The organism is Sedimenticola selenatireducens (assembly GCF_007625115.1).
In the GTDB taxonomy this organism is placed as follows: Bacteria; Pseudomonadota; Gammaproteobacteria; order Chromatiales; family Chromatiaceae; genus Sedimenticola; species Sedimenticola selenatireducens_A.
This window is the reverse complement of sequence record NZ_VMNH01000013.1, coordinates 171,704-186,464: the sequence shown is the minus strand read 5'-3', so window position 1 is coordinate 186,464 and position 14,761 is coordinate 171,704. Positions and strand designations below refer to the sequence as shown.

Genomic DNA, 14,761 nt, shown 5'->3' with positions numbered 1-14,761 from the left:
CTACTGCTGCTTCTCACCTGTTACCCTAATGTTATTCATGCACATCAGGTATTAAAGGAGTCAATGATGCGCCACCTCACACTGATTTTACTACTTACCCATAGCACACTGGCGCTGGCCCAGGAACCCATTACCCCTAAAGACGCCCCTATCGTCGTCTACCAGCTGCAGGACGACTATGATTCGATCAAATCCAATCTGGATATCGCCATCACTGGCCGCGGCATGCTGATCACAAACACCCTGCACATCAGCGACATGTTCAACCGCACTGCAGCCGACACCGGCCTTGCCAATGCCATTTATGAAAAAGCCGAGTCATTTGAGTTCTGCAACATCAAGCTATCCCATCAGATGTCCAGCGCTCACCCCGCGAACCTCTCCATTTGTCCGCTGACAGTTGGCATCTACACACTGCAATCCCATCCCGGATCAGTGTTCCTGACTTACCGAAGCCCACACATGCTGGGTAAAGCAGACGAAGCAGAAAAAGCGCTGATCACACTCTATGAAGGGATCATACGAGAAGCCATGGAGTGATCTGTGAGACTGCCGGATTAATCCGGTTGGAGCGAAAACACTGGGGACGAATCAAATTAGATTATCGGACAAGGTGAATAGCGAGCCTATTTAACGAGTCTGATGGCTGAGCTGATCGCCATCCAGGGATTTCCAGCCAAGCAGCATTAAATCCGACAGACTCCTAGGGTATACTCTGTCTTGCTGTCGGCATTGCCGACTTCGAGCCACCCAATAGATAATTAATGAGAGAGTGAAGAGCTCAATAACATGACTGACAGCAGCATCAATGTCGATCACGCCGAGATCAGCAAATTCGAAGAACTGGCCGCCCGCTGGTGGGATCCACACAGCGAATTCAAACCCCTGCACGAAATCAATCCCCTGCGTCTCGGTTATATCAACCAGATAGCCGGTCTACAGGGCAAGCGGGTACTTGATGTCGGCTGTGGCGGCGGTATTCTTTCAGAAAGCATGGCACGTGAAGGTGCCGATGTTACCGGCATCGACATGGGCGAAGCACCCCTTGAAGTAGCCAGATTACATCTACTCGAATCTGACCTGGACGTTCATTACCAAAGAATTCCGGTAGAACAGTTGGCCGACGAACAGCCCGCGTCGTTTGATGTCGTCACCTGCATGGAGATGCTGGAACACGTGCCCGATCCCTCCTCTGTAGTAGCGGCCTGCGCACGACTGGCAAAACCGGGTGGGCACATCTTTTTCTCCACCCTTAATCGCAATCCAAAATCCTATCTGTTTGCCATTGTGGGGGCCGAATACCTGTTGCGCCTGTTACCCAGAGGGACTCATGATTTCTCCAAATTCATCAAACCCTCTGAACTGGACAGCTGGATTCGTCATGCTGATCTTCAGTGCAATGAGATGATCGGCTTAACCTACAACCCATTAACAGGCCATTACCGGCTTGTACCTGGCGATGTCGATGTCAATTACATGGTGAGTTGCAGCAAGGATTCAGATGAATCATAAGGCCTCCTTCGGCGGTCGCCCTATTCATCTGGTACTGTTTGATCTGGATGGCACCCTGGCCGATACCGCGCCCGATCTGGCTTATGCACTGAACCAGACGCTGGAAAAACATGGCCGGGACCCATTGCCGTTCGCAAAGATTCGCCCCCATGTATCGCATGGTGGTATCGCCCTGATCCGTGCAGGGTTTGGCATTGAACCTGAACACCCTGAGTTTCAGCAGTACCGTGAGGATCTCCTGGATATTTATCAAAAAAATATCGCCCGTGAAACAGTGCTGTTTCCCGACATGCCTCAGGTACTCGAACAGTTGGAGCAGCATGGAATAGGCTGGGGAATTGTCACGAACAAACCCGCTTGGCTCACTGATCCGCTGATGCAAGGAATGGGCCTGACCCATCGTGCTGCATGCATCATCAGCGGAGATACGACGCCTAACAGCAAACCCCATCCCGGGCCTATACTTTATGCGTGCAAGAGCGCTGGCATTACACCGAAGGCCTGCCTTTATATCGGCGATGCAGAACGGGACATTGTTGCAGGACGTGATGCGGGCACAGCCACACTCACGGCGCTGTTCGGCTATTTAGATGAAAAGGATCAGCCCGACAGTTGGGGCGCAGATGATTGTATTGCTGAACCGCTGGATATCCTCAGAAAAATTGGGCTATTAGTTAACGACTGATCTGTACACGGGACACTCGAATGGTAAATGAGGCCCGGTTAGAATACCCAGACACTACACTTTAGGATGAGACCATGCGCGATTACCACCCCCCAAAAGATCTTTTGACTGGACGCACCCTTCTTATTACGGGTGCAGGCGATGGCCTGGGGAAAACTGCGGCTATCGCCTGTGCGACACACGGCGCAACGGTAATCCTGTTAGGTCGAACCATTGCCAAGCTGGAGGCCGTATACGATGCCATTGAGGCCGCTGGCGGTGTGCAGCCGGCCATCTATCCAATGAACCTGGAAGGGGCCACCCCCCACGACTATTCCGAATTGGCAGAGACCCTGGGGAAAGAGTTCGGATCACTCGAAGGATTACTGCACAATGCGGCGCAGTTACGTCTGTTGAGTCGTATTGATGACTATGATGCCGAAACCTGGTATCAAGTCATGCAGGTCAACCTGAATGCCCCTTTCCTGCTGACCCAGGCTTGCCTACCCCTTTTACGCAAGGCCAACGACGCATCCATTGTGTTCACCTCTGATCAGGTGGGGCGTGAAGGCAAGGCCTACTGGGGTGCCTATGGTGTATCAAAGTTTGGCCTGGAAGGATTGATGCAGATCCTTGCCGAAGAGACCCGAGACAGCAGCAACATCCGGGTTAACAGCTTTGATCCCGGGCCTACCCGATCAAAACTACGACTAACAGCTTATCCTGGCGAGGATGCCGAAACCCTCAAAACCCCCGACGCACTGATTCCTGATTACCTCTGGCTCATGGGCCCGGACAGCATGGGAACAACGGGACAGGCACTGAGCTACAGCTGATGCCCGAAAGCGGCAACACATAATGCCGCCATACCGGCAACAGGCGGCAAAAAACAGCCGCAAAAATATGTCATATAATTGACATTTAAATATTTATTATTTACATCTTGTTGTTTTTACTGGTTATTTTATAGTTGGCACAGATATCGCTATTAACACTGCGTATATTATGGCGTATGGCTAGTTGGGAATACTGATTATGACAAACCAGTTTCAACACATCTCTGGAAACCTAAAAAGGGTGAGTCCGCATCCGGCCCATCCAGACAATAACCAAGAGACTCACTATAGGTTTGCCTCAAAAATACTTGCACTGAGTGGGATTCTCCAGAGCACTTTAGAAATTAATGAGTTATTGGCGCTGTTTGCAAAAGAGATTCGCCAATTCATTAAATACGATGGTCTCACCTATCGGTTTCCATCACTCAAGATTGATATCAAGCTGGGCGATCAACCGGTTAACAACTGTGCTTACGAATTAGTCGTTGCGGGAGACCATCTGGGTGATCTGAATTTCTTCCGCAAGTATCCCTTTGAAGATTCAGAATTAGAGTTGATAGAGAACCTCCTTGCTGGCCTACTCTATCCGCTTAGAAACACCCTGCTCTATCAACGCGCTGTCGAATCAGCCACTATTGATCCCTTGACCGGTGTCAGAAACCGGGCCTCGATGGATGCGTCTATGAAACGGGAGATTGGCTTGGCACAACGCCACAACTCCCCGCTATCTGTGATCCTGATGGATATAGACCATTTCAAAGCAATCAATGATCAACATGGTCATCTGTATGGCGATCAGGCACTAAAAGCCGCAGCCCAATGCGCTGAACAGAGCATAAGGGAAAGCGACATGATCTTCCGCTATGGTGGAGAAGAGTTCCTTGTACTACTGACTGGCACAGATTTAGAGGGTGCACAGCTACTGGCTGAAAGAATACGCGTTAATGTGCAGAATCTTGAACCTATATCTGACAAGGACATACAGATGACGGTGAGTTTAGGTGTCACCAAGCTTACCGCTCAAGATAGCACAGACACCCTGTTCCAACGTATCGACGCCGCACTCTATCGGGCAAAAAATGAGGGCAGAAACCGGGTAATTATTGATGACCTGACTGAATAGGCATTAAAAACCCTTGACCTGTCACCAGGGCCGCCGATAATCGGACGGCCCTTTTTTATCGCTGTCACTATGTCCCGATTAATACTATTCAATAAGCCATTTGGCGTGCTCACCCAGTTCACTGACGCTGCAGGGCGAGAGACTTTGGCCAGTTATATTGATCAAAAAGGTGTTTATCCAGCCGGACGACTCGACCGCGACAGCGAAGGTCTCCTGCTATTAACAGACGATGGAAAACTGCAACATAGACTTGCTAATCCAACGGAAAAGACCTGGAAACAGTATTGGGTTGAGGTAGAGGGAATACCCGATGAAACCGCATTGCAACAGCTCCGCGATGGAATCGAACTAAAAGATGGCGCAACACTCCCTGCAAAAGCCAGACTGCTTGAACAGCCCGCGTTATGGGATCGCAACCCACCGGTCAGATTCCGCGCAAACATCCCAACCCAATGGTTAGAGATCGAAATCCGCGAAGGTCGAAATCGGCAAGTACGCCGCATGACTGCCGCTATCGGCTTCCCGACATTGCGACTAGTCCGAATGCGTATTGGACAATGGGATATTGGTTCACTGGCTCCAGGACAATGGCTCGAGATGGCTGTACCCTCTCCCGCCTTGAAATCCCGACCTAAAGACAGAAAGAAGCGCCGAGCCAAAACGCCAGCAGGCAAGTAAAAATCAGGTTAAAATGCGGACATGATCTGGACACCCCATACCACCGTAGCCTCCGTGATAGAAAAGGAGGGCCGATTCCTCATGATCGAAGAGCTAAACAGCAATGGAGAAGCTGTCATCAATCAACCGGCCGGCCATCTGGAAGAGGCCGAATCCCTGATCGATGCGGTTATCCGTGAAACACGAGAGGAGACGGCCTGGGGCTTTACCCCAGAGTCGCTCATTGGAATCTACCGATGGCAGGTCCCCCCAGCCGAAGCCACCTACTTGCGCTTCTGTTTTCACGGCAGTTGTCACGACCACCAACCACACCTTCCACTGGATGAAGGCATACTCGGTACGGTCTGGTTGACACGCGATGAGCTGACTGAGCATGCGGATCGGCTACGTAGCCCCATGGTGTTGCGCTGTGTGGATGATTTCCTGGCGGGACATCGCTATCCCCTGGCATTAATCAGTGATCTTGACTAAGCAATTTCTGGCAATTGATCTCTTACTCGTGCTACTGATCCTGCCCTATTCTACACACGCCGTGGTCTTTATCAGTGAAGAGATCAATACAACGCCGACCCCAGAAAACTTCTCCGTCTGCTTTGATCTCAGCTGTAAATCGATTGCCCAGTTATCATTAAATCAGAATCAGTGGCAATCCATCCGTCAGCTATTTCTACCTAGGGCAAATACAGCCGCAAAAGAACGTGAACATATTGGCCGCGCCATCGCACGCATGGAACAACTTGTCGGTGAAATGACCAACACCAACAAGGATAAAGGCGAAAATGAATCAACTGATGATCCACGTGATCATCAAATGGACTGCATCGATGAATCCACCAATACAACCAATTATATTTACATGATGCAGGAGGCGGGGCTGCTACAATGGCACCACATCAAAGAGCCCGTTACTCGCGGCTTCTTTTTCTTTGGCTGGCCACATACCACCGCAGTGATTGAAGAAAAAGCCAATGCAACGAATTGGGCAATCGACTCGTGGTTTCATGACAATGGCATAAAGCCGGAAATCATTCCACTGCCTCAGTGGAAATCTGGCTGGCATCCCGAAACCAAATGATATCGTCCAGATATAGAGTATTGGTGTTACTCACTTTCTCTTTTTCTGCGAAAGCATGGGATGCACCACCACCGTTTCAGACCTGCACAGACTACCACTGTGATATCCTACAACCGGTAGCACTAGAATCCTCACACTGGCGAGAGATCAGGGCGCTGTTCCCCCCTCAGCGGACTGCCAAAGATGAACGTGGACAGATCAGCAAGGCCATCGCACAATTAGAGCAGATAGTTGGCAAGATCAACGGCACTTGGCGTGACCTTGCTGAAAATGATGGCGAGGGCTCTGAACCAGGCCAGTTGGATTGCATCGCGGAATCACTTAATACCACCACTTACCTGCAACTCATGGAACAGGACAACCTGTTAAAATGGCACCGCGTGGAAGCGCGTCAGAGACGCAATCCCTGGCTATTTGATGTTCATTGGACAGCGACCATTCTAGATCGAGAAGCCCAACAAATATATGCGGTAGATTCCTGGTTTTTTGAGAACGGTCACCCACCGATAATACAACCCATTGAGGCGTGGCTATCAGGTCAAGCCTTCATAAAGAATTAGATGATGAGTAAAAGTAAGCGAATAATTGTGGGCATGTCTGGTGGCGTAGACTCCTCCGTTGCAGCCTTGCTATTGATTGAGCAAGGCTATCAGGTTGAGGGCCTGTTCATGAAAAACTGGGAAGAGGATGATACCCAAGAGTATTGCTCAGCCACTGTTGATCTTGCCGACGCCCAGTCCGTTGCTGACCAGTTAGGCATTCGGCTGCATACAGTTAATTTTTCTGGCGAATACTGGGACAATGTCTTTGAGTATTTCCTCGATGAATACCGTGCTGGACGCACACCGAATCCCGATGTCCTCTGTAACAGGGAAATCAAGTTCAAGGCATTTCTGGACTATGCACTGCATCTGGGTGCAGAGGGCATTGCGACCGGCCACTATGCTGCAATCAAACAGCAGGGCAATCAGTTGCAAATGATCCGCGCCAAAGATGAAAACAAAGACCAGACCTACTTTCTTTACATGCTAGGACAGGCGCAGCTTAGACACAGTCTTTTCCCACTCGGCGAATTAGATAAATCAGACGTTCGTATCCTGGCTGAAAAAGCCGGCTTACCCAATCACAAAAAGAAAGACAGCACCGGGATCTGCTTCATTGGGGAGCGAAAATTCACCGAGTTTCTCAGCCAATATCTCCCCGCTAATCCAGGCATGATGGTTACGCCTGAAGGTGACCCCATTGGTGAACACCAAGGCCTTATGTATTACACATTGGGTCAACGCAAAGGATTAGGCATCGGTGGTCGAGCGGACAGTGAAGCCAACCCCTGGTTTGTGGTTGATAAGGAGCTAAAAAACAACCGGCTTATCGTGGCACAAGGGCACAATCATCCCCTGCTTCTGAAACAGGGACTAGTAGCCAATCAATTACACTGGATTGCAGATACAGCTCCCGCGATGCCACTCAACTGTCTGGCACGAATCCGACACAGACAACCCTTGCAAAAATGTCACATCACACAGCTTGAAAATGACCAGGTACAGGTCCAATTTGAGCAGAAGCAGCGGGCCGTCACACCGGGGCAATCTGTGGTCTTGTATCAGGACAGGGTTTGTCTTGGCGGCGGAATCATTGAGCGGACTTATTAAAAAATGAAGAGTAACAAAGATCGATGCATCGCTTTGGCTGGCGTATTTCAAGCAGCGAGTATGGCGGCACAGATTGCTGAGAGCGGCACTGCCGAGAGTGAAAATATGGAGGCAAGCATCCGTAGCCTGTTCAAAATTAATGCCGACAGCGTGGAAGATGTCTACGGAGGGCTACGCGGGGTAGAACTCGGATTACGCCTCATTCAGCGTCAACTCGGTGAAAAACAGACAGACAATGTCATGGTAACCCAATACGTCATTGCACTCCTCCACCTGGAAGGGAAACTGAGAAAAAACCCGGCCATGCTGGAACAAATCAAGGAAGGGATTCAGCTTGCTGATCGGCGAATGGATCACTTCCCCCTGCTGCACGCAAATATTATTGCTCAACTGGCCGATATCTATTCCAACAGCATTAGCACGCTCAAGCCACGCATCATGGTTCAAGGCGACCCACTCCATCTGCAAAATCCGGACAATGTAAACCGCATTCGCGCCCTTCTCCTCTCAGGCATCCGCTCAGCAATATTATGGCGTCAGTGTGGTGGTGGGAGATTCCAAGTGATTTTCAACCGAAAAAAACTGGCTGAAGAGGCGCGCCGTCTGTTGCACGTACTCTAAGCGCTCTTTACCTGTGCGGGTGATCACAAAATTTGTTTACATTACCGGTCTGCAGCCTAAAACCGGGAACCATTCACAGATACCAGACTCACATGGAGTGGCACAATAGCCCCCTAATATAGCCACGGAATTTACCCATGCAAAAACGACTCTTTCAACTGCTACTGCTGATACTTTGGTTTTCGTTACTGAGTATCTCGGCTCTTGCAGATAACGAACCCGCTGATGAACTCAGCGCCCATGCTGAAACATCATCCACCAGCGCACAAGAGAGCTGGGATAAAACCAAGGAGATAAGTTCTAACGCACTCGAATCAAGTCAGGAGTTTGGATCAACCGCTGTTGAAAAGACAAAAGCGTTATACCAATCCGCCAAGGTAAAAGGAGCGCACGCTGGTCAGGTCATTGCCGAGACTTCTCGTTCTGCTTGGCAGAAAACCAAAGCGTTTGGAGCAGACGTTGCCGAAAAGGCCTCTGAATTTACTGAATCTATAAAAAACTGATTATAAATACCTCATATAACACTCGCCTACCAACGCACACCTAGCAGAGCTTCCATAGAAAAGAGCCTCCGCGAGTATCTCCCTGCCTGTATATGCCGGATATATGATCAATTATTGTCATAGGTCAAATATCTGACGCTCAATAATCCCTACACTCCACACTCTGAAGCAGCAAACATTGACCAATATCAATTAACTTTCCTCGCCAGTGGTCGCTGAACTGTTATGCAATTGTGTATATCGGCATCTAAATCAATGAGGGCAAAACAATGACAGAGGGGTTTAACAAGGAGTGTTACGGAAATCACCCCTCCCGCTTGTTATGCTGGATCTAAAATCCAAACTGCTGATTACCATCGGGACTGTGTTCCTGATCTCTTTTGGCGTGCTCACCTATATCGACTACCAGAATACCCGCAAAGAGATCGTAGCGGCCCTGACCAATGAAGCCCGCTCAATCAGGGGCATGATGGCGGCTACACGCCGGGTCTATCGCCACCAGTTCATGATCAGTGGCCTGCCCCTGAATGAAACAACAGTCGGATTTCTCCCCGCTCATGCCTTGACCCGTATTTCCCAGGAATTCACCCAGTGGGTCACATCCGGACTCACCTTTAACAATGTATCCGATCATCCACGCAATCCGGCCCTCATGGCAGATGCGGTGGAGATGGAGGCCATTCAATACTTCAGGCAAAATGATGGCAAGAAGGAGCGTATGGTTCCATTCGCTGCCGAGGGTAAATCGTTCTATCATTTTTCGACCCCCATCTGGATTACTAAAGATTGCCTCCAATGCCACGGAAAACGGGAAGATGCGCCACCCAGCATTCGCGATAAATATGACCTGGCCTATAATTACCAGCTGGGAGAGTTACGCGGCATCTTAAGTATCAAGCTCCCGGCTGAAGAGCTGGAAAAACGCGCCATCAACCAGGTTTGGAACTCCAGCTTGAGCTACTTGTTCGGCTTTATCTTCACCTTTCTGGCGGTATTTCTACTATTAAAACAGACTGTTCTTACCCGAATGGCAAAGCTGACCCGGGCCGCAACAGACCTTGCTGCAGGGGACTATTCCGTACGACTCCACGCCAAAGGAAGCGATGAAATTCAGCAGGTATCATCAGCATTTAACGCCATGGCTGAAGCGATAGCGCTGCGTACAGAGGATTTAGAAGAGAGCGAACAGCGTACTCGGGCAATTGTTGAAGCCGCTGGCGATGGCATTCTGCTTATCGACAATGACGGCATCATTCAAGACTTTAATCCAGCGGCAGGTCGTATCTTTGGTTTTTCACCTCAGGTAATCATAGGAAAACCACTCTCAATCTTACTGCCAAATGAGATCAGTCTGAATCAACCTGAAGGGCTTAAACAGCTACTCGAATTAACCGATGACAAAGGCTTTAATCAGGAGAGAATTGAGGTCACAGGTCAACATTTTAATGGCGCTCTTTTCCCACTTGACCTCATTATGACCCCAGTCCAGATCCGCGAGGAGCAGTTCTATCTGGCTATGATTCAAGACATCTCCATTCGAAAACAGACTGAGCAGGCGATTCAGGAGAAACAGGCATTTCTACAATCAGTAATTGATGGTGTGATCGATCCTATTATGGTGATTCGCAGTGATTACCGCGTCATCATGATGAATCAGGCCGCAAGTAAATACATACCTACAGGTAAAACAGTTGAGGATGAATACCTCTGTTACCAGCTCTCTCATAACAGAACCACACCTTGCGATGGCGAAGAGCACCCCTGCCCCTTAAAGGAGGTAATGACGACAGGAAAACCGGCCACTATGGTTCATGAGCATCAATGCTCAAAATATGGAACACGTTTATTTGAACTGGATGCGTCACCCTATTGGGAGAGTAACGGCTTCCTCTCCGGAATCATTGAGATCTCAAAAGATATTACTGAACGCCTCAAGACCGAACGGCAACTCAGAGACAACGAAGCAAGGCTGCGCCATCAGGCGGAACATGATGCACTGACAGGATTGCCCAATCGCATTTTATTTCATGATCGCCTAGATCATGCTATGCATAAGGCCCATAGAACAGGCACGCAAGTTGCTGTGTTATTTCTGGATCTGGATCGCTTTAAGAATATTAACGATGGCCTGGGCCATGATGTTGGTGACGGCATGCTCAAAGAGGTCGCCATACGTCTTCAAGAAGCCATTCGTGGAGATGACACGGTTGCCCGTCTGGGTGGTGATGAGTTTGTTATCATCATTGAAGAGATATCCGACCCAAACAATGTGGCAGCAATAGCCACAAAATGTTTGAAAAAGCTCTCACAAAAAATGGTCATTAAGAATATTGAAGTTTTCCCAACGGTCAGTATCGGCATAAGCCTGTTTCCAGATGATGGCATCAGTGTTGATGGTCTGATGAAATGCGCCGATGCAGCGATGTATCGTGCCAAAGACGCCGGGCGCAATACCTTCCAGTTTTACACCAGTGATATGAATGACCAGACCATCCGGCTGTTACTGCTTGAAGGCAGTCTGCGCCATGCGCTGGACGAGGAGCAGCTGCAACTCTACTATCAACCAAAGCTCGAACTTGCGAGCCGCAAGCTGATTGGTATGGAAGCACTCATACGCTGGCATCATCCAGAAAAAGGGGTCATCTCTCCTGCTGATTTCATACCGCTTGCCGAAGACACCGGCATGATTGTCGCCATTGGAGACTGGGTGATCAAAACGGCCTGCCAACAACTCGCTCTGTGGAAGAACACGGCATTTGAAAAGCTGCATATTGCAGTGAATATTTCCGCCAGACATTTCAACCCTTCTCTACTGAAAACCATCGACGAGGAGTTGAATGCCAATCAACTATCACCGGAACTGCTTGAACTTGAGATCACGGAGAGTGTCTTGATGGACAATGCTGACGCCGCTATATCCATTCTGAATCAGATACGAGAGATGGGCATATCACTGGCCATTGATGATTTTGGAACTGGCTATTCATCACTCAGTTATCTTAAACGATTCCCTATCTCATCCCTAAAAATTGATCGCTCGTTTGTCAAAGATGTTATAGAAGATAATAACGACGCTGCGATTGTTTCATCCATTGTTGCTTTGGCCAAAAACATGGATTTATTGGTCACCGCGGAAGGCGTAGAAACAGAAGAGCAACTGGCCTTCATTGAAGGATTGGGATGTGATTATGGGCAAGGCTATTTACTCGGACGCCCGGCGCCCGTGTCAGAGTTTGAGGCACGCTATCTGAACACAAAGCCGATATTGGCTGATGAAGCACTACCGGATAACTGACACACTCACTCTCGTAACACTATTTCGTATAACCACCCATAAAAAAGCCCCTGAGCATTAACCACTCAGGGGCTTTATTACGCGTTGTCAGTTTAGCATCAAGCGGTAAATTCCACCCTATTGGCTACTGACTGATAGGCCTCTATCTGATTGAAGTTCATGTAGCGGAAGATATCATCCGCCATGGCATCAATCTGATCTGCGTAGACCATGTACTCTTCAACCGTTGGAAGTTTACCAAGAATCGCCGCAACAGCCGCTAGTTCAGCGGATGACAGATAGACATTGGCCCCTGTTCCAAGACGGTTAGGGAAGTTACGGGTTGATGTGGAAACTACCGTTGCATTATCACGCACCCGAGCCTGGTTACCCATGCAGAGCGAACATCCAGGCATCTCCATACGCGCACCTGCCTTACCAAAGGTAGCGTAGTAGCCCTCTTCATTCAGGATGTAGGCATCCATCTTGGTGGGCGGAGCCATCCACAAACGAGTCGGCAGATCATGCTTGCCTTCCAACAGTTTACCCGCTGCACGGAAATGGCCGATGTTAGTCATACAGGAACCGATGAACACCTCATCGATCTTTTCTCCGGCCAACTCTGAAAGCAGTTTGACGTCATCCGGATCGTTCGGACAGGCCAGAATCGGTTCATTAACGTCGGCCAGATCAATCTCAATGACAGCCGCATATTCCGCGTCCGCATCCCCTTCCAACAACTCGGGATTCTCGAGCCATTTTTCCATGCCTTCAATACGACGCTGCAGGGTACGTGGATCTTTATAACCACTGGCAATCATCCACTTCAACAGCGTGATATTGGAATTGAGATACTCAATGATCGGCGCCTTATCCAACTTAATGCTACAACCGGCAGCAGATCTTTCCGCAGAGGCATCAGACAACTCAAAGGCCTGCTCGACTTTCAAATCAGGCAATCCCTCAATCTCCAGGATTCGGCCCGAGAAGATATTTGTCTTACCCGCTTTGGCAACCGTTAGCAGACCCTGCTTAATGGCGTAATAAGGAATGGCATTGACCAGATCACGCAAGGTGATACCCGGTTGCAATTTACCCTTGAATCGGACCAGCACTGACTCAGGCATATCCAGTGGCATCACACCCGTAGCCGCTGCAAACGCCACCAGGCCAGAACCGGCAGGGAAAGAGATACCAATGGGGAAACGGGTATGGGAATCGCCACCGGTACCCAGGGTATCTGGCAACAACATACGATTGAGCCAGGAGTGAATGATACCGTCACCAGGCCGCAGGGCCACACCCGCACGGGATGAGATGAAATCAGGCAGTGTGTGATGGGTCGTTATATCCACCGGTTTTGGATAAGCCGCCGTATGACAGAATGACTGCATTACCAGGTCTGCCGAGAAACCCAGGCAAGCCAGATCTTTCAGTTCATCACGGGTCATTGGCCCGGTAGTATCCTGAGAACCAACGGTGGTCATCTTGGGCTCACAATAGGCACCCGGACGAACCCCCTCAACACCGCAGGCCTTACCGACCATCTTCTGCGCCAGCGAGTAGCCTTTACCCGTATCGGCAACAGGCGCCGCCGCCTTAAACAGGGTGGATGGCTCAAGACCCAATGCCTCACGGGCACGTGCAGTCAGACCACGTCCAATAATCAGGGGAATACGACCACCCGCCCGAACCTCATCGAGTATGACATCGGTCTTCAGCTGAAAACGACAAAGCTCTTCGCCCGTGTCATGGTTTTTAACGACACCTTCATAGGGATAAACATCAATCACATCACCCATATTCATCTTCGAAACATCACATTCGAAGGGCAAGGCCCCGGCATCTTCCATGGTATTGAAGAAGATAGGCGCAATCTTGCCACCAAGACAGTAACCACCGGCGCGTTTATTAGGGATAAAGGGGATATCATCACCCATGTGCCACAACACAGAGTTGGTGGCAGACTTACGGGAAGAACCCGTACCCACCACATCGCCCACGTAGGCAACTGGATGGCCCTTGGCCTTCAACTCTTCAATCAATTTGATGGGGCCAATGGTTCCAGGCTGATCGGGAACAATACCCTCTCTCGCCATCTTCAACATCGCATTGGCGTGCAGTGGAATATCGGGGCGCGACCAGGCATCGGGGGCCGGAGAAAGATCGTCGGTATTGGTTTCACCCGTCACCTTAAATACGGTCAGGGTGACCATCTCGGCCTGCTCTGGGCTTTGCGTGAACCACTCGCCTTCTGCCCAGGATTTCAGTACAACCTGCGCATGACTATTGCCTGCATCGGCTTTCTCTTTCACGTCATTGAAGGCATCGAACACTAACAATGTGTGGGAGAGTGCCTTAACTGCCGTTGGCGCTAACTCGTCATCATCAAGCGCGTCCACTAAAGGAGCGATATTGTAGCCACCCAACATCGTGCCCAGCAGCTCAGTCGCTTTCACACGATCAATTAGCGGGCAGGTGCAGTTGCCTTTAGCGACATCAGCCAAGAATGCAGCCTTAACATAGGCCGACTGATCCACACCGGCAGGTACGCGATTAGTGATCAGTTCCAATAGAAATGCTTCTTCACCTGCAGGAGGATTCTTTAGCAGTTCAACCAGCTGAGCTGTCTGTTCTGGATTGAGCGGAAGCGCCGGGATACCTTCTGCGGCACGCTCTTCTACGTGTTTGCGATAGCTTTCTAACACCGAGTGATCCTCCTGGGTTGATGCCTGGATCAGGCTCTTTCATCTAAATATTCAAGGGATTAGAGTGAGTCATTACATGACCGAGTTCTATTTATAACGTAAAACAGGAATAATT

14 protein-coding genes are annotated in these 14,761 nt (G+C 49.7%); 13 read left to right on the top strand and 1 reads right to left on the bottom strand.

The window, feature by feature from the left end:
* Window positions 1–66 precede the first annotated feature (66 nt).
* The 13 genes from FHP88_RS11850 to FHP88_RS11790 all read left to right on the top strand — a co-directional run bounded on the left by FHP88_RS11850 (window position 67) and on the right by FHP88_RS11790 (window position 11,959).
* On the top strand, window positions 67–540 hold the full coding sequence (locus tag FHP88_RS11850; protein ID WP_144359284.1) for a DUF302 domain-containing protein: 474 nt from the start codon (window positions 67–69) through the stop codon (window positions 538–540).
* 249 nt (window positions 541–789) lie between these two features.
* A complete protein-coding gene (ubiG, locus tag FHP88_RS11845) occupies window positions 790–1,512 on the top strand; it encodes a bifunctional 2-polyprenyl-6-hydroxyphenol methylase/3-demethylubiquinol 3-O-methyltransferase UbiG (protein ID WP_144359283.1) in 723 nt (240 codons plus the stop codon).
* The gene (locus FHP88_RS11840) at window positions 1,502–2,197 is read left to right on the top strand and encodes an HAD family hydrolase (protein WP_144359282.1); all 696 of its coding nucleotides are present in this window, start codon (window positions 1,502–1,504) and stop codon (window positions 2,195–2,197) included. The genes ubiG and FHP88_RS11840 overlap by 11 nt, the downstream gene beginning before the upstream one ends.
* A 74-nt stretch (window positions 2,198–2,271) precedes the next feature.
* Window positions 2,272–3,012, top strand: a complete 741-nt coding sequence (locus FHP88_RS11835; protein WP_144359281.1) for a YciK family oxidoreductase — start codon at window positions 2,272–2,274, stop codon at window positions 3,010–3,012.
* A 199-nt stretch (window positions 3,013–3,211) separates the two neighbouring features.
* The gene (locus FHP88_RS11830) at window positions 3,212–4,135 is read left to right on the top strand and encodes a GGDEF domain-containing protein (RefSeq protein WP_144359280.1); all 924 of its coding nucleotides are present in this window, start codon (window positions 3,212–3,214) and stop codon (window positions 4,133–4,135) included.
* Window positions 4,136–4,204: 69 nt separating this feature from the next.
* The gene (locus FHP88_RS11825; protein WP_144359279.1) at window positions 4,205–4,813 is read left to right on the top strand and encodes a pseudouridine synthase; all 609 of its coding nucleotides are present in this window, start codon (window positions 4,205–4,207) and stop codon (window positions 4,811–4,813) included.
* Between the two features lie 21 nt (window positions 4,814–4,834).
* On the top strand, window positions 4,835–5,284 hold the full coding sequence (locus tag FHP88_RS11820) for an NUDIX hydrolase (protein ID WP_144359278.1): 450 nt from the start codon (window positions 4,835–4,837) through the stop codon (window positions 5,282–5,284).
* Window positions 5,277–5,888, top strand: a complete 612-nt coding sequence (locus tag FHP88_RS11815) for a hypothetical protein (protein ID WP_144359277.1) — start codon at window positions 5,277–5,279, stop codon at window positions 5,886–5,888. The genes FHP88_RS11820 and FHP88_RS11815 overlap by 8 nt, the downstream gene beginning before the upstream one ends.
* Entirely contained in the window at window positions 5,885–6,448 is a 564-nt protein-coding gene (locus FHP88_RS11810) for a hypothetical protein (RefSeq protein WP_144359276.1), read from the top strand. The genes FHP88_RS11815 and FHP88_RS11810 overlap by 4 nt, the downstream gene beginning before the upstream one ends.
* A gap of 3 nt (window positions 6,449–6,451) precedes the next feature.
* Window positions 6,452–7,540: a tRNA 2-thiouridine(34) synthase MnmA gene (gene mnmA, locus FHP88_RS11805; protein WP_144359275.1), complete on the top strand. Its 1,089-nt coding sequence runs from the start codon at window positions 6,452–6,454 to the stop codon at window positions 7,538–7,540.
* A gap of 3 nt (window positions 7,541–7,543) precedes the next feature.
* Window positions 7,544–8,161 carry a high frequency lysogenization protein HflD gene (hflD, locus tag FHP88_RS11800; protein ID WP_144359274.1) on the top strand — a complete coding sequence of 206 codons (618 nt, stop codon included), beginning with the start codon at window positions 7,544–7,546 and terminating at the stop codon, window positions 8,159–8,161.
* 137 nt (window positions 8,162–8,298) lie between these two features.
* Window positions 8,299–8,664 carry a hypothetical protein gene (locus FHP88_RS11795; protein WP_144359273.1) on the top strand — a complete coding sequence of 122 codons (366 nt, stop codon included), beginning with the start codon at window positions 8,299–8,301 and terminating at the stop codon, window positions 8,662–8,664.
* A gap of 292 nt (window positions 8,665–8,956) precedes the next feature.
* Window positions 8,957–11,959: an EAL domain-containing protein gene (locus tag FHP88_RS11790; protein ID WP_144359272.1), complete on the top strand. Its 3,003-nt coding sequence runs from the start codon at window positions 8,957–8,959 to the stop codon at window positions 11,957–11,959.
* Between the two features lie 98 nt (window positions 11,960–12,057).
* On the opposite strand, the gene acnB is transcribed toward FHP88_RS11790, so the two are convergent.
* Window positions 12,058–14,646, bottom strand: coding sequence for a bifunctional aconitate hydratase 2/2-methylisocitrate dehydratase (acnB, locus tag FHP88_RS11785; RefSeq protein ID WP_144359271.1), 2,589 nt, complete (start codon window positions 14,644–14,646; stop codon window positions 12,058–12,060).
* Between the last annotated feature and the right edge of the window lie 115 nt (window positions 14,647–14,761).